Below are 20293 nucleotides of genomic sequence, written 5' to 3'. Positions count from 1 at the left end.
AGAAACCGGTGGCCTAACGGTTTTGTTCCGGGTATCTTGTCCATACCCGTGGTTGAGCAGTCAGCTGGCAAGTTACTCATGGGAGCTGACGATGGACACCGCTACTGACCGACCACCTGCCGGGTCCATTCGTCCCGGCGCCCCCGCACAGGGCAGGGTGTTCCATGCCTTCCGCCGCTGGCCCCTCGTTCCGGCCGCCGATCTGCTCCTGCTGCGGCACGCACTCGAAGACTGTGATGTCTCCCTGGAACCGGACCAGTCCTACGCCCTCCGGTGCGTCGTCGAGGATGAACTCACGCGCCGCTCGGCGCTTCCGCCCGCCCCAGGCGACTAGACCGCCGTGGGCCGGCGATGCGGGATGTTGGGGGACCGGCCCACGGCCAAAAACAGGCACCCGGGCCCATGTCAGACGGCGGGTTCGCGGCGTCCCAGCGCCATCCGCAACGCGCCCAACAGGGTGAGCCGGTTCCGCCTGGTGACCGCAATAACGGCCGCCACGCCGGCCAGCAGCACAATGATTCCACCGCAGGCCACGGACCAGCGGGCGCCGAACTGGCTTCCGATCCAACCGACCAGCGGCGAACCCAGAGCGGTGCCGCCCTGCAGGATGGCCAGGTACAGGGCCAGCACGCGCCCCCGGAACTCCGGCTCCACGGACAACTGGATGCTGGTATTGCAGCTGTTCAGGAACGTGATCGATGCCAGCCCCACGGGTATCAGGATGCCGGCGTAGACCCAGAATGAGGGTGCCACGCTGCCTAGGATCGTGAAAATACCGAGCCCCAGCGCCCCGCCAAGCAGGAACCTCAGCCGTGGACGGGACCGGCGTGCCGCCAGGAGGGCGCCGGCCAGGGTGCCCACCGCCATGATTGATCCCAGAATCCCGAATTCGCTCGGGCCCATGCGGAACTCGGTGGTGGCCATCAGTGAGTTGATGACGGGGAAGTTCATGCCGAACGCGCCCAGGATGCCCACCAGGACCATGATCAGCATCAGGTCCGGCCTGCGGCGCACATAACGGACACCCTCGGCCACCTGGTGCTTGTTCCGTTCGCCCTTCGCCACCGGGGCTGGCTGGGTGACCCGGATCCTGAACAGCGACACCAGGACGGCCGCAAAGCTCGCCGCGTTCAGCAGGAACACCGGGCCGGTACCCACCCAGGCGATGAGCACTCCGGCAATGGCGGGGCCGGTGAGCCGGGCGGTGTTGAAGGACGCGGAGTTCAATGCCACCGCGTTGGAGATGTTGTCCTGGCCCACCAGCTCCGAGACAAAGGCCTGGCGCGCGGGCGCGTCCACAGCGCTGGCGATGCCCAAGCAGAACGCGGCCACGTAGGCGTGCCACAGTTCGGCGGTGCCGGTGACCACCAGGAGGCCGATGGCGAGGCCGGTGAACGCCATCGCCAGCTGCGTCCACATGAGGATGATGCGCTTCCGGTACCGGTCGGCGAGCACACCGCCGTAGGGGCCGAACAGCAGCATGGGCAGGAACTGCAGGCCCGTGGTGAGGCCCACTGCGGCACCCGAGTGGTCCGTGAGTACGGTCAGGACCAGCCAGTCCTGGGCCACCCGCTGCATCCAGGTGCCGATGTTGGAGACGAGCGCGCCGCCGGCCCAGATGCGGTAGTTGGGGTTCTCGAGGGCCCGGAACATCGCACTCATTTGCCGCTCATTTCCTGCATGATGCGGGCCGCCCGGCTGAGGGTGAACCGGTCTTCCTCACTGAGCCCGGCCACGCGCTGGGCCAGCCAGGCCGTCCGCTGGTTGCGTGCTTCCGCGAGGACCCCCCGTCCCGCATCGGTGATGTCCACGCGGACCTGCCGTCCGTCGTCGGGGTCCGCGCTCCTGGTGACGAAGCCCTGGTTGGCGAGGGCGTTGACGATCCTGGTCATGGACGGCGCCTGGACGTGCTCACTTTCCGCGAGTGCACGCAAGGTGCTGGGGCCGCTGCCGTTCAGCAGGGCGAGGACCGTGTACTGGCCGGGGGTGATGATGTCGCCGGTTGCCTCGACCCGGAGCCTGCGGGACGTGCGCATCACGGCGGTGCGGAGATCGATGGCGAGGGTGTCCGGGGTGGTGGGGTCTGCGGCTGTCTTGTTCTTCGTTTGGGTAGGGGACATGTATGCGGGTGCGCCTCCTGCTGACGTTCCTTAGCAGTGCTAATTAGTTCTGCTAACTATTATGGTCCGCCTGCTTATCATTGGGCAACAGTTGGAAGAGTGGGTTTGGCAACATGTTCCGGCAGAATGGGGCCGTGACTGGGCGCAGAATTGGAACCCGTAAACCATGGCTGACCTGGAAGGGGAAACTGAACCTTGCGGTGACCGTTGTGGTCCTTTGCCTGGGCCCGATCCTGATCGGGCTGGGCAGTTTCATGATCAATGCAGATGAGGAGCTTGCCCGGACGGGCACCCGGGCCGCCGGAACGATCGTCCACTTCGACGATGTCACCAAGGCTTCCAAGCGCAGGATTCAGGTGGAATTTACGACGGCGGACGGCTTGCAGCACAAGACCTTCGCGGCCGTGGACCATGACCAGCATCCCGAAGTGGGCGGCGGGGTCACGGTGGTCCATGCCGAAAACGATCCCGGCCGGGCCATTGTTCTTGGCTATGAGAGCGACGGAGTGTGGTTCCGCGGTGTGGGCGTTGTGCTGACCGTCATTTTCGGTGTGATCGGCCTCCTGTTGACGTTTGTGATTGGCAGTGCCGTCCTCCGCGCCAAGTTCCGGAAACCGGCATCGGAGCAAATGGCCTGAGTCCGTCCTGGCCTGTGGGTCTGGCCGCCCAGGCTTTGCGGGCGTAGGCTCTGTCCACTATGACCGAGCAGCAGCCCTATGAGTTGATCCGGCGCTATCCGCATTTCGAACTGCGGTGGTATCCGGAGTATGCAGTGGCCGAAGTGACGGTCACGGCCGACTTTGACCGCGCCGGCAATGCCGCCTTCCGGCATCTTTTTAACTACATCAGCGGCAGCAACGCTGCCCGGCAGAAGCTGGCCATGACCGCGCCGGTGCTCCAGGAACCGGGGCCGCAGAAGCTGGCCATGACCGCCCCGGTGATCCAGAGCGGCCCGTTGCCCGGATCTTCGGCCCCCGCCGAATTTTCGGTGGCCTTCGTCCTTCCGGCTGGAGTGACCGCTGAGACTGCTCCGGTGCCAACCGATCCCAGGGTCAAGGTACGTGCGGTGCCGGGTTCCCTTGCCGCAGTGCTGGGTTTCTCCGGCAGCGGGTCCGCAGCGGCCTTCCAGAAGCGCAACGAGGGACTGCGGGCGGCGCTCATCCTGGCCGGGCTGACTCCTGTGGGTGCGCCCAGGTTCGCCCGTTTCGACCCGCCGTTCAAGCCGTGGTTCCTGCGCCATAACGAAGTGGTTCAGGACGTGCTCGAACCTGCACCGGGTGGAGCAGCTCCGCGCCCCTAGCAGGAGGTAGCTGGGCCTTCTTCCCATCTCAATCCGATACTTTCCTCAGTGCTCCGGAAAGATTGGTGGCAGGTCAGCTCTGTCTGCGATGTCACGATTCCCCTACAGCGGCCTTTGGCGTTGCCGGGTCTGCGCCTTCATCTGCCACCGCCTGCGCCTAGGAGTCTCCTCCCACTTTTTCGTTTCTGTTGTTATTGCTGAAACTTTACGATAGTTTCTTGGTGTGATGCAGGTCGCACTGGTGGAGTCCGCGGCCAACATGCCAACTAAAGGACGATGATGACCAGCGAGCGCAGCATGAGTACCTCGGAACACCGCCTCAAACACCTGCGCCAACGGCTGGGCGGCATCGCCTATGGGGGCGACTACAACCCCGAACAGTGGCCCCGCGAGGTGTGGGACGAGGATGTCCGGCTCATGAAGGAAGCGGGCGTCAACCTGGTCACCCTGGCCGTCTTTTCCTGGAGCCGTCTTGAAACGGCGGACGGCGTCTACGACTTTGGCTGGCTGGACGAGATCATGGACCTGCTGCACGCGAACGGCATCGGGGTGGACCTTGCCACTCCGGACGCTGTCCCGCCGGCCTGGCTGATCGCCGGGCACCCGGACATCCTGCCGGTCCTGGCGGACGGCGCCACTTTTGGTTTTGGCTCCCGGCAGCACTTCGATGTCTCCCACCCTGTCTATCGTGAAAAGTCCCTGGCCATGGCGGAGAAGATGGGGGAGCGATACGCTGCCCACCCGGCCCTGTGCATGTGGCATGTAAACAATGAATACGGGCCGGTGTCTTACGGCCCGCACGCAGACCGTGCCTTCCGGGAATGGTTGCAGGCAAAATACGGGGACCTGGAAAACCTGAACCGCGCTTGGAGCACCGATGTGTGGGGCCAGCGCTACTCCCACTGGTCGCAGGTCAACGCCCCTGCCCAGCCCCGCACCTGGTCAAACCCGTCCCGCCGCCTGGATTACCACCGCTTCACCTCGGACAGCATGCTGGAGCATTACAAGGCCGAACGGGACATCCTGCGCCGGTACACGCCGGACCTGCCGATCGTCACCAACTTCATGCGCTTCTACAAGAACAACGATTACTGGGCTTGGGCTGCCGAGGAAGATGCCGCGGCTCTGGACATCTATCCGGACCCACGCGAAGAAGACGCCCACGTGGCTGCGGCCCTGAATTTCGACCTGATGCGTTCCCTTCGCGGAGGCCAGCCCTGGCTGGTAATGGAACAGGCCACCGGCGCGGTCAGCCAATGGTCCGTCAATGTCTCCAAACTCCCCGGCAAGATGCGGCTGGGCTCCTACCAGGCCATCGCCCAGGGCGCCGACGCCATCCTCTTCTTCCAATGGCGCCAGGCCAGGGGCGGCACCGAACGTTTCCACTCCGGCATGGTCAACCACGCCGGACCCAAAACGCGCATCTTCCGGGAAGTCTGCGAACTGGGCCAGGAACTCAAGGGCCTGGGCGGCATCACAGGGACCCGCTCCAGCGCCAAGGTGGCACTTGTCTTCGACTGGGACTGCTGGTGGGCCCTGGAACTGGGTAATTCCCCGCGCTCTGACCTGAATTACGCCCAGGAAGTCCTCCGCCTTTACCGGCCCTTCTTCGACGCCAATATCCCCGTGGACTTCGTGAACACAAGGAGCGACCTCAGCCAGTACCCTCTGGTGGTCCTGCCGGCGTCGTACCTGCTGACTGACGAGTCCGCGCAGCGGTTTGAGGACTATGTTGCCGCCGGCGGCCGCTTGGTGGCCAGCTACCTCTCCGGCATCGTGGACCAGGACAACGCCATCCGCCTGGGCGGCTACCCGGGCGCACTGCGCAAGGTCCTGGGGGCATGGAGCGAGGAGATGCACCCGCTCGCCGGTGACGGTGAGGAAGTCAAGCTTTCAACAGCCGACGGCGGCACGGCCTCAGCGGATTACTGGACCGAGCACCTGCACACCACCACTGCGGACGTTATTGCGAGCTACGCCTCCGGCCGGCTGGAAGGCGCGCCGGCTGTTACCCGCAACAGCTTCGGCGCGGGCACTGCCATGTACCTGTCAGCCCGGGTGGACAGCACCTTCCTGGCGGAACTGCTCGACGCCGAACGGAGCGCTGCGGGGATCCGTCCCGAACTGGACGCTCCGCTGGGAGTGCAGGTCCGCCGTCGTGCCGGCCACGGACGCAGCTACCTGCTGGTACTGAACCACAACGACGCTCCCGCCAGGGTGGACCTGGGGGCAGGCGGCACCGACCGGCTCACCGGAGCGGACGTCACCGGCACGGTGGAGCTCGCGGCCAACGGCGTCCTGGTGCTGGAGGAAACACCCACAAACAACGCAACCGCAGGAACCGGCCGGTAGGAGGCAGTCATGGCCATGCGATTGGAAGTACCTCCCGAGGCGGTTTCCGCCGACTCCGACGCGGGAACCAACAAACCGCGGAACAAACCCGGCGGCTGGAAGCTGGCCATCAAACGGGACTGGCGGCTGTACACCCTGGTGCTGCTGCCGCTGGCCTACTTCGCCATCTTTCGGTACCTGCCCATGGCCGGCAACGTCATTGCGTTCCGGCAGTTCCAGCCGGGCGGCAGCATCTTCGGCGAGAAATGGGTGGGCCTGAAATACGTCACCCTGTTCATCAACGATCCCAGCTTCTGGCAGGCGTTCCAGAACACCATCATCCTGGGCGTGCTGACGCTGCTGTTCTGCTTTCCCATGCCCATCATCTTCGCGCTGATGCTCAATGAACTGCGCTCGCAGAAGTTCAAGAAGTTCGTCCAGACCGTGGCCTACCTGCCGCACTTCATGTCCGTGGTGATCATCGCCGGCATGATCCTGCAGAACTTCTCCATGACAGGCACGGTGAACCAGATCGCCAACACGGTGTTCGGCACCACGGTGAACTTCACCCAGGACGCCGCCTGGTTCCGGCCCATGTACATCAGCTCCGAGGTGTGGCAGACCATGGGCTGGGGCGCCATCCTCTACCTGGCGGCCCTTACCAGGGTGGATGAGTCCCTGTATGAGGCGGCCCGGATCGACGGCGCCAACCGCTGGCAGCAGACCTGGCATGTGACCCTGCCTGCCATCCGGCCCACCATCATCACCCTGCTGATCCTCAACATCGGCACGTTCATGGCCGTGGGCTTCGAGAAGATCCTGCTCATCTACAACCCGCTGAACTACGAGACCTCCGACGTCATCTCCACCTACCTGTACCGGGTGGGCCTGGAATCCAGCAACTTCAGCTATGCAGCGGCGATCGGCATGTTCGAATCCGTCATCGGCCTCACGCTGATTCTCTCCGCCAACGCCATTTCCAAGCGGCTCGCAGGAACGAGCCTCTGGTGAAGGGGGCAACTGTGAAAGGGACTGCCGTGAAAGAAACCGGCCTGAAAGCCGCACCAAAGGACACAGGTGTCCTGGTTAAAGACATGAAGGTTTCACGCAGCATGCAGGTGTTCCGGGTGGTGAACCTGGCCTTCCTGCTGGTGGTGGTGTTCCTGACTGTGTATCCGTTCCTGAACATCCTGGCGCAGAGCTTCTCCAGCGAGGGATTCATCAACGCCGGTCAGGTCAACCTGTTCCCCATGGGCTTCAACACCGAGACCTACCAACTGATCCTGGCCGACTCGACGTTCTGGCGGAACTACGGCAACACGGTCCTGTACACAGTGGTGGCAACAGCCATCTCGATGGTGCTCACCACCAGCTTCGCCTACGCCATTGCCAAGAAGGACCTGAAGGGCCGCAGCGTGTTCATCGGCATCGCGGTGTTCACCATGTTCTTCAACGGCGGACTGATCCCCAACTATGTGCTCATCACCTCGCTGGGTATGCGCGACACCCTCTGGGCCGTGGTGCTGCCCAATGCCATCAGCGTCTTCAATCTGCTCATCATGAAGTCCTTCTTCGAGAACATGCCGCGGGAACTGGAGGAAGCGGCGGCCATTGACGGCCTCACCCAGTACGGCGTGCTTTTCAAGGTGGTCCTTCCCCTGAGCAAGGCCATCGTGGCCACCATGGTCCTGTTTTACGCAGTAGCCAACTGGAACTCCTGGTTCCAGGCGTTCCTTTACCTGGACAACCCGGACCTGTTTCCGGTGACCATCTACCTCCGAAACATGATTGCCGGCGTCACCACTGCAGGCTCTGCCGGCGGCACGGCGGAAAACGTGGGCCAGATCGCCGCGAACATCCAGTCGGTCACCATCGTCCTCACCGTCATCCCCATCCTTTGCGTCTACCCGTTTGTCCAGAAGTACTTCTTTTCGGGCGTCATGCTCGGCTCCGTCAAGGAATAACCCGTTATGAAAGGAAAACCCATGATCCGCAGACGAGACTTCCTCGGCCTGTCCGCGCTCGCAGCCTTCGGCCTGGTGATGGCGGGGTGTGACTCCGATTCCGGCGCCAAGGCCGATACCTCAAAGGCCCGCAATGGGGCGATGGACAGCTTCGGGCTGGGGGATACGTTCAAGGCGACGACGCCGCTGAGTTTCACCTTCCTGTTCAGTGACCAGCCCACCTACCCGTACAAGAAGGACTGGCTGCTGTTCAGCAAGATGGCCAGCGACAACAACGTCACACTGGAACCCACCATCGTCCCCAGCAGCGATTACGAACAGAAGCGCAGCCTGCTGATCAGCTCCGGCAAGGCTCCGGAGATCATCGCCAAGACCTACCCGGGGCAGGAGAGCGCATACGTGTCCTCCGGCGCCGTCCTTCCGGTCAGCGACTACGTGGACCTCATGCCGCACTACCAGGACAAGATCAAGAAGTGGAAGCTGGAACCTGAGATTGCCGGCCTCACCCAGCAGGACGGCAAGTACTATGTCCTGCCCGGCGTGCACGAGGAACTCTGGCCGGACTACACCCTGGCCTTCCGGACCGACGTGCTGGAAAAGGACGGCATTGCCGAGCCCAAGACCTGGGACGAGTTCCGTGAGGTGCTGCGCAAACTCAAGAAGAACCATCCCGACGTGGTGCCGTTCTCCGACCGGTTCAACGGCAACAGCGTGCTGAACATTGCCGGTACCGCGTTTGGTACCGTCGCAGGCTGGGGCCTGGTGGACGGCCTGACCTTCGATGAGGGCAAGAAAGAGTTTGCCTTCGGTGCCGGCAGCAGCCAGTTCAAGGACCTGGTGACCTACTTCAACTCCCTGGTCTCAGAGGGCCTGATGGACCCGGAAAGCTTCACCCAGACCGATGACGCCGCTATCCAGAAGTTCACGTCCGGAAAGTCGTTCGTTATCAGCGCCAACTCGCAGAACATCATCACGTACCGCACGTCAATGGAACAGTCCCTGGGCAAGGGCAACTTCGCCGTCCGCAAGATCACGGTGCCCGGTGGCCCGGCCGGCGACATCATCGGCGGCTCCCGGCTGGAAAACGGCATCATGCTGAACTCGTCCGTCAAGGACAAGGACAGCTTCGTGGCGCTGATGCAGTACATCGACTGGCTGTTCTACAGCGACGAAGGCCAGGAGTTCGCCAAGTGGGGCGTGCAGGGAACCACGTACAACAAGGAAGGGGGCAAGCGCGTCCTGGCCAAGGACATCAACTTCCAGGGCCTGAATCCGGCGGGAACCAAGGACCTGCGGGTGGATTACGGCTTTTCGGGCGGCAACTTCGCCTACGGCGGCACCACGGACCTGCTCCAGTCCACCTTCAATGAGGAGGAGCTGGCATTCCAAAAGGCCATGAAGAGCAAGAAGCCCAGGCCCGTTGCCCCTCCCGTGCCCTTCAGTGACACCGATCGGGAACAGGCAACACTGACCCTCACGCCCCTGAAGGACCACGTCAAGCAGAACACCCTGAAGTTCATCACGGGCCAGCGAAGCCTCTCCGAGTTCGACGCCTACGTCAAGGAGCTGGACAGCAAGGGCATGGGCAAGTACGTAGAGTTGGCCAACAAGGCCTACAAGGCATACGCCGATAAGAAGTAGGGCGTACGACGGCGGCCGCGGGCTGTCAGCAGTGACCGAAAGGCAGTCAGTGGTTCAGAAGAAGGCGGAGTACGGTGCCGGCCCCCTGTTCAGGGCGGCCGGCACCGTGGCCGGCGTGATGATGGGCTCGGCCCTGCTGGTGCTCGCCAACGCACTGCTGGTGGTGGCACTGCTCGCGGTGCCGTTCGTTGGGGCATGGCCGGCCGTCGTCGCCCTCCTCCCGGCGGGACCGGCCCTGGCCGCATGCATGTATGCGTTCAACCGGCTGCTGGCCGGCCAGGAGACCGGGGTCTACCGGGACTTCCTGCGGGGCTACCGGATGAATGCCGGGGAGGCCGTCAAGACCTGGACGCCGTACCTGCTGGTCCTGGCCGTGGTCGGCGTCAATCTGGCGGGGCTGCCCGCCTTGCTGGGTCCTGCCAATCCCGTCGAACCGGCCCTGCGGCTGGCGTTGCTGGTCCTCGGACTGCTCGTGGCCACCGCGGGCCTGAACGCGTTGCTGCTGTTGTCCCGCTTTTCGTTCCGAACCAGGGACCTTTACCGTCTGTCCCTGTACAGCTTCAGTGCAAACAAACGCGTCTCCGTGGGTAACGCCGGCATCCTCTTCCTGGCCGCAACCCTGCTGCTGATGACCACCGCGTACCTGCTCCCCGTCGTCGGCGGCGCGGTGGTTTTCCTGGTGTGCCTGAACTCCCGCCCGCTGCTAAAGCTGGTGGAGGAGAAGTTCACCGTTGCCTAGGACCTATTGCTGCGTCACCGTCACCGGCGTCAGCATCTCCCGCCCGTAACCCACCACGCGGCGCCCGCCTTGCAGGACTACCTCGTGCGTGTGGACGTCTGCGGTGCTGGAGGTCGCAATATGAAGTTTCACCACGCCCGGCGTCACCACCCGCTTCAGGTCCACTCCAGTAAATGACGTGCGGTCGGCGTGCACCGTGAACTCCACCCGCGCTGATGCGCCGGCAGCCAGTTCCGCCCTGGCATAGCCAATCAGCTCGCGGACCGGCCGCACCACCTCGCCCACCGGGTCCTCCAGGTACAGTTGCACCACTTCAGCGCCGTCGGCCGGGCCGGTGTTGGTCACCGTAAGTGCCACCGTGACGGCATCCGTGGTGGACATGGTGGGCGCACTGGCCGCGTGGCCGGAGAACTCGAACGAGGTGTAGGAAAGGCCGTGGCCAAAGCCGAACAATGGCGAAGGGTCCAGCGCACTGACACCTGATGGTCCGGCCAGTCGGCTGTGCAGGTAGGTGCCTGGCTGTCCGCCGGAGGTTCGAGGTACCGAAACCGGCAGCTTGCCGGACGGATTCACGGCCCCGGTCAGGACGTCCCAAAGCGCTTCCGCTCCCTCCTCCCCGGGGAAGAAGCCCTGGAGGATGGCCCCGGCCCGGTCCGCGAAGTCACCCATGGCGTACGGCCGGCCGCTGAGGACCACGACGACGGACCGTGTGCCCGCAGCCTGGGCTGCGGAAAGCACCTGGTCAAGCATGCGGTGCTGGTCACCAGGCAGTTGAAGGTCAGCTGCGTCATTGCCCTCGCCGGATGTGCCACGGCCAAAGAGGCCAGCGTTGTCGCCCACCACGATCACGCAGGTGTCCACTGCGGCGGCGACATCGCAGGCCTCCGCGATCTGTTCGTCGGTGATGGTCTCGCAGGTGCCCGTCGCAGCGCTATGCACCGTTTCGAAGCGTTCCCTGCCGGCCGCGGCCACGGTGGGAACCCGAATGCCCATGGGTACGTCCGGGTGGGACGCGCCCACATGCGCGTCAAAGGAGTAGCAGCCCAGCATGGCGAAGGGATCTTCCGCCAGCGGCCCCACCACGCCAAGCGACGCCGTGGCCGCGGCCGGAAGCGGGAGTGTTGGGCCGCCGTCGTGCGTCCTGTTGGTCAGCAGCACCAGGGACTGCGCAGCCATCTCGCGGGCCAAAACGCGGTTGTTTGCCGGGTCCAGGTCGATGGCTCCGGATGCAAGGACCGGGGGAGCGGGGTCAAAATCCGGTGCGAGCAGCCCGGCCTCCTGCTTCTGCCGCAGCACGCGGCGAAGGGCGGTGTCCACCAGTGATTCGGAAACCTCGCCGGACCGCACGCGTTCCAGCAGTGGCCTGCCGTAACAGTTCACCGTTGGCAACTCCACGTCGACGCCGGCTGTGAGGGCCAGGGCAGCTGCCTCACCGGAATCGGCTGCCACGCCGTGGGTGACGTTCAGGAAAGCGATGCCGAAGTAGTCCGCCACCACCGTGCCGGCGAATCCCCACTCCTCGCGCAGCAGCGACGTGAGCAGGGCCCGGTTGGCGGCTGCAGGGATGCCGTCGGTGTCCGTGTAGGCATGCATCACGGAGCGGGCGGCGCCATGTTTGAGCGCCATCTCGAACGGTGGGAGCATCACGTCCGCCAACTCGCGCGGGCCCATGGACACTGGAGCATGGTTGCGCCCGGCGCGGGAAGCAGAGTAGCCAACGAAGTGCTTGAGCGTGGCCACAATCCCGGCCCCTTCCAGACCGGAGACATAGGCGCTGGCCACTGTGCCCACCAGGTAGGGGTCCTCGCCGATGGTTTCCTCCACCCTGCCCCAGCGCAGGTCGCGGACAACGTCCAGCACGGGAGCCAGCCCCTGGTGGACTCCGAGCGCGCGCATCTGCTCACCAATCAGCCCGGCCATCCGCCGCACCAGCGACGGGTTGAACGTGGCGCCCCATGCCAGCGGGACGGGGAAAGCGGTGGCTTTCCATGCAGCCAAGCCGGCCAGGCATTCCTCATGCACCTGGGCGGGGATCCGGAAACGGGAGGCAGCCATGATCTGTTCCTGCGCCGCGGCAAGCCGCCGGGCACCCTCGAGTGGCTCCAAAGGAACTGTGCCGTACATGCGCGTGATCTGCCCCAGTCCCGAAGCGATCATCTCCTCCCAGGAGCGCGAATCGCCGGCCATCTCGTTCTGCAGCGGCGCCACGGAGTCCCCGTCGGTGGATGCGTTGACCCACACGCCTGCCAATTGGGCGAGCTTCTCCTCCAAGGTCATCTGGCGGACGAGATCATCGACGGAAAGACCTTCGGCGATCTCACGGGGGTTGTTGCCCGCGGAGGGGGAGGGGATGGCGTGCTTTTCGGCGGCACCGCTGGTCACGGGCATTCTCCTGATCGTAGGACTTTCTAAGAAAGTATCAGAAACTAATTGTTAGTTTCTAGGCCTGAAAGCATTGACTAGCTCGACAAGAGCCTCCTACCGTTGAAGCAACGGCGGGTAATTGCGCCCTATACGTTCCTTGGAAACTTCAAGAGCATCATGGAAAGTTTCTACCCTGAACGAATAAGTCAGCCAGGGCCAAGGCCACTGGACGGGCCGGGACGGGCCGGGCACCCTCCGCCCACCATCATTCACTGCAACGACGGAGAGAACATGCGGACGTACAGAGTGGCCATTGTCGGAACCGGCGGGATCGCGGCGGTCCATGCGGACAACCTGGCCCGAACGGACGGCCGGGCACAACTCGTGGCGGCCTGCGACGTGGACCAGGGCCGGCTGGACGCCTTCGCCGGGAAGCACGGCATTCCCGCCACCTACCTCACCCTGGCCGATCTGCTCACCGAGGCCAAGCCGGACATCGTGCACCTCTGCACGCCGCCCATGCTCCACATTGACCAGGCCCTTCAGTGCCTGGCAGCTGGCGTGAACGTGCTCTCCGAGAAGCCCCCGGCACTGAGCCTTGCAGATTTCGACCGCCTGGAAAGTGCCCAGACTCAGGGCGGCGCGCAGTTCTCCTGCGTGTTCCAACACCGTTTTGGTGATGCATCCACCGCCGCCCAACAGCTGATTGGCGGCACTGACTTCGGCCGACCGCTGGTGGCACGATGCGACACCCTTTGGTACCGTCCGGACAGCTACTGGGACCTGCCCTGGCGGGGTACCTGGAACGCCGAGGGCGGTGGACCCACCATGGGCCACGGCATCCACCAGTTCGATCTGCTCCTGCACCTGCTGGGGCCCTGGGAGGAAGTGACCGCCGTCGCCGCCAGGCAGGCACGTGCCACCTCCACCGAGGATCTGTCGGCCGCCCTTGTCCGGTTCGGCAACGGCGCGGTGGCCACAATGATCAACTCGCTGCTCTCACCCCGGGAAACCTCCGATATCCGGATCGACTGCGAGTTCGCCACCGTGGAACTGAGCCACCTCTACGGCTACAGCACAGACAATTGGACCATCACCGCGGCACCCGGCCATGAGGACCAGGTCACGCGGGCGTGGAACAGCAAGCCCTTGGAGCGCGGAAGCGGACACGCGGCCCAGTTCCTGGCTATGTACGATGCGCTCGACGCCGGCCGCCCACTCCCGGGCGACGCGGCGTCGGCACGGCACACTCTGGAGCTCGCAGCCGCCATTTACGCTTCCGCCTTCACAGGGCGGGCAGTGCGCCGCGGCGAAATTGTTTCCGGCCACCCGTTCTACGGCGGAATGGACGGCGACGGGCTGGGCGCGAAGGTCCTGGATTCCACGGCCCTCAACCGGCCCGCCGTCGACACCGCTGTCTGAACACCACACCCAAAGGAGCCACCAGCATGAGCACCCCAATGTCGACCGCCAGATCTTCCGTGTCCCCCGCCAAATTGAGCTTTCACGACGACGGAACGGCCCTCACCTTCAGTGCCAACGGCCGGCCCGTCGCCACCTATACCTACAAGCCCACTGATGACCAGTACGAGAGCCCCCGCCCGTTCTTCCACCCGCTCACTACCCTTGGCGGGGATGTTGTGACCATTTCACGCCCCTGGGACCACGTCTGGCACAAGGGACTCTCCTGGGCGCTGCCCAATGTGGGTAAGCACAACTTCTGGGGCGGTGCCACCTACACACGCGCCACTGAGTACGCCAACCTGGACAACAACGGCGCCATGACCCACGGGTCCTTTACGGGCATCGACCAGTCCGGCGCCGGCATCACGGCGTCGGAATCCCTGACCTGGACCTCACAGGACGGGGATCCGGTCATCGCCGAGAGCCGCCGGTTCAGCCTCCAACTGCTTGAAGACCCTGTGACGGACGGCAGCGAAACCGAAGGGGCCTACGCCATCCTCTTTGAAACCAGGATGAGCAACATCTCCGGCGAGGAGATCCGCATCGGCAGCCCCACGACGGAAGGCCGGCACAACGCCGGATATGGCGGCCTCTTCTGGCGCGGCCCCCGGTCCTTCACCGGTGGCGGGTTCCGCAACCAGGACGGTGCCGGTACGGACGAATTCATGGGCACCCGCTCACCGTGGGTCGCCTTCACCGGCAAGCATGACGTCACCTGCCGGTCCTCCACCATCGCGTTCGTAGAGGACAGTACCAACCCCGGCGCGCCCAACCAGTGGTTTGCCAGGTCGTCCATCTTTGCCTGCCTGGGCTCGGCCCCCTTCTTCAGTGAGGAGGTACCCCTCCGCGAGGGGGCGCCGTTGACGTACCGCTACGCCGTGGTGATTGCCGACGGCGGCGTGGACGCAGAACGCGCACAGGCCCTTGCGGATGCTGCGCAGGCAGCACTTCGCAGCTGGGCGTAGGGCATGGGCTCCACCTTTCCGGGTGCCACCGGGCTCTCCGAAATCAGCATCTATGATTGGCCGGGCGCTGACGGGGCCGCCGGCGGATCGCCGCACCTGCACACTGCGTCGACCGAGGCGTATGTGGTGCTCCAAGGGGCCGGCCGGCTGGAGACACTGGACTCGAGGGGGTTTACCTCCACACCCCTGGTTCCGGGGGTGGTGCTGTGGTTCACCCCCGGTACCGTGCACCGCGCCATTAACGATTCAGGTGATCTGAGGGTCCTGGTGGTGATGCAGAATGCCGGGCTGCCCGAACACGGCGACGCTGTGATGACCTTTCCACCGGAGCACCTGGCGGACGCCGCCACGTACCGCCGGGCTTCCCACCTCGAGCACAAGGACGCCGACGCCGGACTGGCCGTGGGGGAGGAAGTCGCCCGCCGCCGTCGTGATTTGGCCCTGGAAGGCTACTGGTCGCTGAAGCAAGCCGTGCTGGCCTCCGGCCCGGCCGGCTTGGCGGACTTCCACATCGCGGCTGCCCGTCTGGTCTCGGACAGGACCGGGACCTGGGCAGACGTGCTGGCAGCGGGAGCCGCACGCCAGGCAGAGGTCACCCGGCAGCAACTGGCTTCCCTGGATAGAGCGGAAAGTATCTATCTCGGGGAGGCGCGAACTACGATGGGAAAACGGGAAAACCGCAGAATCTACGGCATGTGTGGCCGAATCCAGACGTGGGAACTTTCCGATAACTAGCACCGGGCGCATGACCCGGGTGAAAGGGCGGTTTCCGTGGTGAGCAAGCAGGACACCAGGCGCGCGACGATCAGTGAGATTGCCCGTGAGGCCGGGGTTTCGGTTCCCACTGTGTCCAAGGTGCTGAACGGGCACGCGCATGTGGCGGCCGAGACCCGCGCCCGGGTGGAGGAGATCATTGCACGGCGCGATTATGCCCGCCGCCCCGCCAAGCGCAGGCAGAAAGCCGGCCTGGTGGATCTGGTGTTTCCGGGACTGGGCTCGGAGTGGGCGCTGGAGATCATCGAGGGCGTGGAACGCGTGGCACAGGACGCGGGCTACGGAACCGTGGTGAGCAGCCTGAACCTGGATGGGTCGCGCATTCGGCCCTGGCTGGCCAACCTCGCGGAGCGGAAATCGGATGGACTGCTCATGGCCGTCTACCAGCTGGATGCCAAGCAGATCCAGCGCGTCAAATCGCTGGGAATCCCCGTGGTGCTGATCGATCCCGTCGGCCAGCCCGGACCGGACCTGATGACTGTGGGTGCGGCGAACTGGGAGGGCGGCTACTCGGCCACGGACCACCTGCTGCAACTGGGGCACAAACGGATCGCCATGATTGGTGGCCGCGAGGACCTGCAGTGCAGCAGCGCACGCGAGGACGGCTACATCTCGGCGCTGCGGCGCGCGGGCATTGCCCTGGACCCGGCGTTGATGGTTCCCGGCGACTTTTCCATTGAAGCGGGTGAGGCGGCAACGCGGAAGCTCCTGGAGCTGCGGGACCGTCCGACGGCGATCTTCACCGGCAACGACGACCAGGCCCTCGGTGCCTACCGGGCTGCGCGCTCTGCCGGTCTGCGCATTCCGGAGGACCTGTCCGTCATTGGGTTTGACGACATTCCCGCTGCCGAGTGGATTGAGCCCGGGCTGACCACCATCAGGCAGCCGGTAGTGCAGATGGCCGAAACCGCCATGCGGGCCCTGCTCCGGCACCTGGACGGGGACGAGGAGCTGCCGCAACGGATCGAACTTGGCACCGAGCTGGTGGTCCGGGGCTCCACAGCGCCGCCGGCCAAAAAGTAGTCCCGCACTTTCCGGCGCCCGCTCACCTTTGGCAGAGTTTGCGACGGCGCCCGCTCACTTTTGCCATTAGCTTCTATGGTTTGTGCGCGTTCCGGATACCCGGCGGCGTCGCGCCCTGCATGACCCAGCGGTTGCCGTCCGGATCGCTGAAGTAGGCGAAGAGGACCCCGCCAAGGTCCTGGATCTCGCTGATGTCCGCGCCCCGCCGGACCAGTTCGGTTCGGACATCGGTGATGTCCGGGACCACCAGCTGCAGCCCCTCCAGGCTGCCCGGTGCCATGGTGGTCATCCCGGTGCCGATCACCACCGACGTGGCCGAACCCGGAGGAGTCAACTGGACCACCCTCATGCCCGGAATGTGCTCCACGTCGTGGTCCAGCACAAAGCCGAGTTTTTCTATATAGAACGCTTTCGACCTGTCGACGTCGGAAACCGGGACCTGGACAACCTCGAGCCGCATCTGCATCCGGCCACTCTATCTTTGCGCCCGCTCCGATGGAACGGCCGCCGGATAAACCGGTATTTGCCTGAAAATGCCACAAATTGTTAAGCACGAAAACAGCATTGCGTCCGCCTTTCCTCAAGGTCCCATCAAGACTGGCTGAATGTTGACCGAGGACGCATTGGATAACCGCTTTCAGCCTGCATTGGACCATAGGCTCGTGGCGATGAGTTTGCCGGGCTAAGCAGCAGGCCCGGCAAATGTGGGGGACCGTTATGGGGACCCCTCGAAAATGGGGAAAGAATGTTCGACTACGAAACCCTTTCAGGGTTTGTTCCACCTGCGCCGGCACCGAAGCCGCCGCGGAAACCACGCATTTCAACGTTCATTGTTGCCGGCCTTACCGCGCTTTTCATGTTTTTCGGGGCACTGAGCAGCGGCATCGGCGGAGCCCTGATGTTCCTGGGCATTTCGACTGCACTCACCGGCCTGTACGTCCTGCTTACAGGGCGGCGTTCCTGGGCCTGGCTCCCGCCAAAACGCACGGCCGGCGCCGTTGCGCTCGCCGCGTCTTTCGCCCTCCTCATTGGCGGGGCTGTCACACTGCCGCACGTCGCCAACGCGGACCTGAAGGCGGCATCCTCGGAGAGCACTGCCAAGGTAGCGCCCGCCAAAGCCAGCCCAACCGCAACAGTGAAGGCATCGCCGTCGTCCACGTCAACTGCCACCGCTGACAGCGATGGCGAGCCCCTGGACCCGGAGAACCCCTACGTCCTTGCGGCCGGCGTCACCGCCACCGCCCCCAACACGCAGCCCGCTTACGCCACGAAGGCGATCGAGCTGCTGGCCAGCCTTCCCATCAAGGGCCGGGCGCCGAAGACCGGCTATGACCGGGCGCAGTTCGGCCAGGCGTGGGCGGACGTGGACCGGAACGGCTGCGACACCCGCAACGACATCCTCAAGCGCGACCTCACCGGTATCACCTACACGAACAGTGTTCCCTGCAAGGTCCAGACCGGGACCCTGGCCGACCCCTACACGGGCAAGACCATCAGCTTTGTCCGGGGCTCGGGCACCAGCACTGCTGTCCAGATTGACCATGTGGTGGCGCTGAGCGATGCCTGGCAGAAGGGCGCGCAACAGCTGACCTCGGAGCAGCGGACGGCGTTCGCGAACGATCCGCTGAACCTGCAGGCCACCGATGGTCCAACCAACCAGCAAAAGGGCGACGGCGACGCAGCCACCTGGCTGCCACCGAACAAGGCCTTCCGGTGCGAGTACGTGGCCCGGCAAATCTCGGTGAAAGCAACATACGGGCTGTGGGTCACGCAAGCGGAGCACGACGCGATGGCGCGCATCCTCGGCGACTGCTCCGGGCAGTTGGCCCCGACAAACCAGCAGGCTCCGGCTCCAGCACCGGCCGTGGCTGAACCGGCACCTGCTCCCGCACCGGTCGCTCCTGCTCCCGCGCCGGTCGCGCCAGCTCCAGCTGCACCCGTTGCACCTGCGCCCGTCGCGCCGGCTCCAGTGGCACCTGCTCCCATTGCACCGGCGCCCGCCGCAGCCTACTACGCCAACTGCACCGCGGCGAGAGCCGCCGGAGCTGCACCGCTCTACGCCGGCCAGGCAGGCTACCGGCCCGCCCTGGACCGGGATTCCGACGGCATCGCCTGCGAATAGGCCCACTCTTGTCCGGATTCTCCGGACGCACCTTTATCACCATCACGCATTCCTAGGGGGAATCATGAAAGTTAATCCCAGTCCTGCACTCACCAGGATGAACAAGACGCTGGCTCTGGCTGTACTGGCCGGCATCATGCTGACGGGCTGCGGAGGCAAGGAGGCTGCAACCCAGACCACAGCAACGGCAACCGCAGTGGCTGCGGTTGTCGAGAACGTCACCGTTCCCGGCGTAACCGGCCTGACCTTGGACAAGGCCACTGAGCAGCTGAAAAAGCTCGGCTTCAAGGTTGAGGCTGTGGACACCGTCAAGGGCAAGTCGATCATCGTTGAGAAAAACTGGCAGGTGATTTCCCAAGATCCTGCCAACGGTGCACAGGCTGCGAAGGGCTCCACCGTGCATCTGGGCGTCAAGAACCTCGACGACGTGGCCGCCGAGAAGGCTGCTGCCGAAAAGGCGGCAGCTGCCAAGATTGCGGCCGAGAAGGCTGCAGCCGATCAGGCCGCCGCAGCGAAGGCAGCCGCTGAGAAGGCCGCAGCGGATAAAGCCGCTGCGGACCAGGCCGCCGCCGCAAAGGCTGCAGCTGACCAGGCCGCGCGCGACGCTGCTGCGAAGCTTGCTGCTGATCAAGCGGCTGCCCAGCAGGCTGCCCAGGCACCAGCACAAGCGCCGGCAGCCGTTCAGGCGCCCGCAGCTGCCTACTACGCCAACTGCAGTGCCGCGAAGGCCGCTGGCGCGGCGCCTCTCTACAGGGGACAGGCAGGATACAGCTCTTCGCTCGACCGCGACGGCGACGGGGTCGCCTGCGAGCGTTAGCCAACCAGGGAAAAACTGAGACGAGCCGCGGTGCCTCCTTCTGGAGGTGTCCGCGGCTCGTCAGGTTTAAGAGCTGATGCAGGACAGCATTTGGAGGGGAAACGGCGGCCATGCGTTCTGTGCTGCAGCACACAGAACGGAATTACGACGGCGGGAGGCGGCATGAGTGCCGTACTGGCCGTTCCTGCCCCGGATTTCCGGGGTTCTTGGGGGTATGGGAGCCTTCGGGGGGTCGATTTGCGGTGGGGGTTGTGTGCGGGTATTGTTTTCTGAGTCGCCGCCGCTGAAGCGGAAAGATAGCGGCCAACCCCCTTACCGAACAGCCTGAAAATGGTTCGCTTCTTGGCGTGCCGGATGCGGGTGGGGCCGGTTTCAGAGCAGGGAAGATCGCGGAAACGCTGATTTGCGAAGCTCCTTGAAACCGGGTAAGTTTGAAAAGTTGCTCCGGAGCGATCCTGAACGGAATGTTTGGGTGGTGCCGGGTGTGTCTGTTGTTTGAGAACTCAATAGTGTGCCAAGTTTGTTGATACCGATTTTTTATAAATTGGTTGAATTTGCTGTGCCGCCACCCCGTGGTTGGCATGGTTTTTACAGCTGGTTTCAAATTTTGCAGCCGTGATGGGTGTTATTTCCATTTGTTGTGGTTGTGTCTGTTTTTGTTTTACTTCA

Annotated in this window: 18 protein-coding genes; 14 read left to right on the top strand and 4 right to left on the bottom strand. The window is 64.3% G+C overall.

Annotation, left to right across the window (positions count from 1 at the left end; genetic code table 11):
• Positions 1-91 precede the first annotated feature (91 nt).
• A complete protein-coding gene (locus ACR65K_RS13390; RefSeq protein WP_440153339.1) occupies positions 92-334 on the top strand; it encodes a hypothetical protein in 243 nt (80 codons plus the stop codon).
• A gap of 71 nt (positions 335-405) precedes the next feature.
• Here the strand turns inward: ACR65K_RS13390 and ACR65K_RS13385 are convergent, their stop codons facing one another.
• Both ACR65K_RS13385 and ACR65K_RS13380 read right to left on the bottom strand, forming a co-directional pair.
• Positions 406-1662 (bottom strand): MFS transporter, encoded by a 1257-nt coding sequence (locus tag ACR65K_RS13385; protein ID WP_440153337.1) that lies wholly within the window; start codon positions 1660-1662, stop codon positions 406-408.
• Positions 1659-2120, bottom strand: coding sequence for a MarR family winged helix-turn-helix transcriptional regulator (locus tag ACR65K_RS13380; protein WP_440153335.1), 462 nt, complete (start codon positions 2118-2120; stop codon positions 1659-1661). Before ACR65K_RS13380 ends, ACR65K_RS13385 begins: the two co-directional genes overlap by 4 nt.
• A gap of 134 nt (positions 2121-2254) precedes the next feature.
• On the opposite strand from ACR65K_RS13380, the gene ACR65K_RS13375 reads away from it, so the two are divergent.
• From ACR65K_RS13375 to ACR65K_RS13345, 7 genes are all read left to right on the top strand, one after another.
• Positions 2255-2758 carry a DUF3592 domain-containing protein gene (locus ACR65K_RS13375; RefSeq protein WP_440153333.1) on the top strand — a complete coding sequence of 168 codons (504 nt, stop codon included), beginning with the start codon at positions 2255-2257 and terminating at the stop codon, positions 2756-2758.
• A 59-nt stretch (positions 2759-2817) separates the two neighbouring features.
• Positions 2818-3420, top strand: a complete 603-nt coding sequence (locus ACR65K_RS13370; protein ID WP_440153331.1) for an SOUL family heme-binding protein — start codon at positions 2818-2820, stop codon at positions 3418-3420.
• A 297-nt stretch (positions 3421-3717) separates the two neighbouring features.
• The gene (locus tag ACR65K_RS13365) at positions 3718-5772 is read left to right on the top strand and encodes a beta-galactosidase (RefSeq protein ID WP_440153329.1); all 2055 of its coding nucleotides are present in this window, start codon (positions 3718-3720) and stop codon (positions 5770-5772) included.
• Between the two features lie 9 nt (positions 5773-5781).
• The gene (locus ACR65K_RS13360) at positions 5782-6762 is read left to right on the top strand and encodes an ABC transporter permease (RefSeq protein ID WP_056331813.1); all 981 of its coding nucleotides are present in this window, start codon (positions 5782-5784) and stop codon (positions 6760-6762) included.
• A gap of 83 nt (positions 6763-6845) precedes the next feature.
• Positions 6846-7715, top strand: a complete 870-nt coding sequence (locus tag ACR65K_RS13355) for a carbohydrate ABC transporter permease (RefSeq protein ID WP_235008953.1) — start codon at positions 6846-6848, stop codon at positions 7713-7715.
• 6 nt (positions 7716-7721) lie between these two features.
• A complete protein-coding gene (locus ACR65K_RS13350) occupies positions 7722-9356 on the top strand; it encodes an ABC transporter substrate-binding protein (RefSeq protein WP_056331811.1) in 1635 nt (544 codons plus the stop codon).
• Positions 9357-9405: 49 nt separating this feature from the next.
• Positions 9406-10095: a hypothetical protein gene (locus tag ACR65K_RS13345; RefSeq protein WP_440153327.1), complete on the top strand. Its 690-nt coding sequence runs from the start codon at positions 9406-9408 to the stop codon at positions 10093-10095.
• A gap of 3 nt (positions 10096-10098) precedes the next feature.
• On the opposite strand, the gene ACR65K_RS13340 is transcribed toward ACR65K_RS13345, so the two are convergent.
• The gene (locus ACR65K_RS13340; RefSeq protein WP_440153325.1) at positions 10099-12477 is read right to left on the bottom strand and encodes a glycoside hydrolase family 3 N-terminal domain-containing protein; all 2379 of its coding nucleotides are present in this window, start codon (positions 12475-12477) and stop codon (positions 10099-10101) included.
• Positions 12478-12750: 273 nt separating this feature from the next.
• On the opposite strand from ACR65K_RS13340, the gene ACR65K_RS13335 reads away from it, so the two are divergent.
• From ACR65K_RS13335 to ACR65K_RS13320, 4 genes are read left to right on the top strand one after another with little or no spacing between them, the layout of a single operon-like run.
• Complete coding sequence (locus tag ACR65K_RS13335) at positions 12751-13881, top strand: Gfo/Idh/MocA family protein (RefSeq protein ID WP_440153324.1); 1131 nt, start codon at positions 12751-12753, stop codon at positions 13879-13881.
• Positions 13882-13907: 26 nt separating this feature from the next.
• Entirely contained in the window at positions 13908-14888 is a 981-nt protein-coding gene (locus tag ACR65K_RS13330; RefSeq protein ID WP_440153322.1) for a DUF6807 domain-containing protein, read from the top strand.
• Between the two features lie 3 nt (positions 14889-14891).
• The gene (locus ACR65K_RS13325; protein WP_440153320.1) at positions 14892-15623 is read left to right on the top strand and encodes a cupin domain-containing protein; all 732 of its coding nucleotides are present in this window, start codon (positions 14892-14894) and stop codon (positions 15621-15623) included.
• A gap of 36 nt (positions 15624-15659) precedes the next feature.
• Positions 15660-16685, top strand: a complete 1026-nt coding sequence (locus ACR65K_RS13320) for a LacI family DNA-binding transcriptional regulator (protein ID WP_440153319.1) — start codon at positions 15660-15662, stop codon at positions 16683-16685.
• A gap of 73 nt (positions 16686-16758) precedes the next feature.
• On the opposite strand, the gene ACR65K_RS13315 is transcribed toward ACR65K_RS13320, so the two are convergent.
• Positions 16759-17151: a VOC family protein gene (locus ACR65K_RS13315; protein WP_440153318.1), complete on the bottom strand. Its 393-nt coding sequence runs from the start codon at positions 17149-17151 to the stop codon at positions 16759-16761.
• 279 nt (positions 17152-17430) lie between these two features.
• Here ACR65K_RS13315 and ACR65K_RS13310 point away from each other — a divergent pair, with 279 nt between their 5' ends.
• Both ACR65K_RS13310 and ACR65K_RS13305 read left to right on the top strand, forming a co-directional pair.
• Positions 17431-18807: a GmrSD restriction endonuclease domain-containing protein gene (locus ACR65K_RS13310; RefSeq protein ID WP_440153316.1), complete on the top strand. Its 1377-nt coding sequence runs from the start codon at positions 17431-17433 to the stop codon at positions 18805-18807.
• A 64-nt stretch (positions 18808-18871) separates the two neighbouring features.
• Positions 18872-19624: an excalibur calcium-binding domain-containing protein gene (locus tag ACR65K_RS13305; protein WP_440153315.1), complete on the top strand. Its 753-nt coding sequence runs from the start codon at positions 18872-18874 to the stop codon at positions 19622-19624.
• The last annotated feature ends 669 nt before the right edge of the window (positions 19625-20293 follow it).

The organism is Arthrobacter sp. SAFR-179 (assembly GCF_059414945.1).
Note: the sequence above shows the minus strand (reverse complement) of the source record. Positions and strands in the feature narration are given on the sequence as shown.

What these genes read in the sequence shown, in the direction of transcription:
- ACR65K_RS13390 (WP_440153339.1), top strand. Translation starts at nt 92, where the DNA reads ATGGACACCGCTACTGACCGACCACCTGCCGGGTCCATTCGTCCCGGC.
- ACR65K_RS13385 (WP_440153337.1), bottom strand. Translation starts at nt 1,662, where the DNA reads ATGAGTGCGATGTTCCGGGCCCTCGAGAACCCCAACTACCGCATCTGG.
- ACR65K_RS13380 (WP_440153335.1), bottom strand. Translation starts at nt 2,120, where the DNA reads ATGTCCCCTACCCAAACGAAGAACAAGACAGCCGCAGACCCCACCACC.
- ACR65K_RS13370 (WP_440153331.1), top strand. Translation starts at nt 2,818, where the DNA reads ATGACCGAGCAGCAGCCCTATGAGTTGATCCGGCGCTATCCGCATTTC.
- ACR65K_RS13365 (WP_440153329.1), top strand. Translation starts at nt 3,718, where the DNA reads ATGAGTACCTCGGAACACCGCCTCAAACACCTGCGCCAACGGCTGGGC.
- ACR65K_RS13360 (WP_056331813.1), top strand. Translation starts at nt 5,782, where the DNA reads ATGGCCATGCGATTGGAAGTACCTCCCGAGGCGGTTTCCGCCGACTCC.
- ACR65K_RS13355 (WP_235008953.1), top strand. Translation starts at nt 6,846, where the DNA reads ATGAAGGTTTCACGCAGCATGCAGGTGTTCCGGGTGGTGAACCTGGCC.
- ACR65K_RS13350 (WP_056331811.1), top strand. Translation starts at nt 7,722, where the DNA reads ATGAAAGGAAAACCCATGATCCGCAGACGAGACTTCCTCGGCCTGTCC.
- ACR65K_RS13335 (WP_440153324.1), top strand. Translation starts at nt 12,751, where the DNA reads ATGCGGACGTACAGAGTGGCCATTGTCGGAACCGGCGGGATCGCGGCG.
- ACR65K_RS13330 (WP_440153322.1), top strand. Translation starts at nt 13,908, where the DNA reads ATGAGCACCCCAATGTCGACCGCCAGATCTTCCGTGTCCCCCGCCAAA.
- ACR65K_RS13325 (WP_440153320.1), top strand. Translation starts at nt 14,892, where the DNA reads ATGGGCTCCACCTTTCCGGGTGCCACCGGGCTCTCCGAAATCAGCATC.
- ACR65K_RS13315 (WP_440153318.1), bottom strand. Translation starts at nt 17,151, where the DNA reads ATGCAGATGCGGCTCGAGGTTGTCCAGGTCCCGGTTTCCGACGTCGAC.
- ACR65K_RS13310 (WP_440153316.1), top strand. Translation starts at nt 17,431, where the DNA reads ATGTTCGACTACGAAACCCTTTCAGGGTTTGTTCCACCTGCGCCGGCA.
- ACR65K_RS13305 (WP_440153315.1), top strand. Translation starts at nt 18,872, where the DNA reads ATGAAAGTTAATCCCAGTCCTGCACTCACCAGGATGAACAAGACGCTG.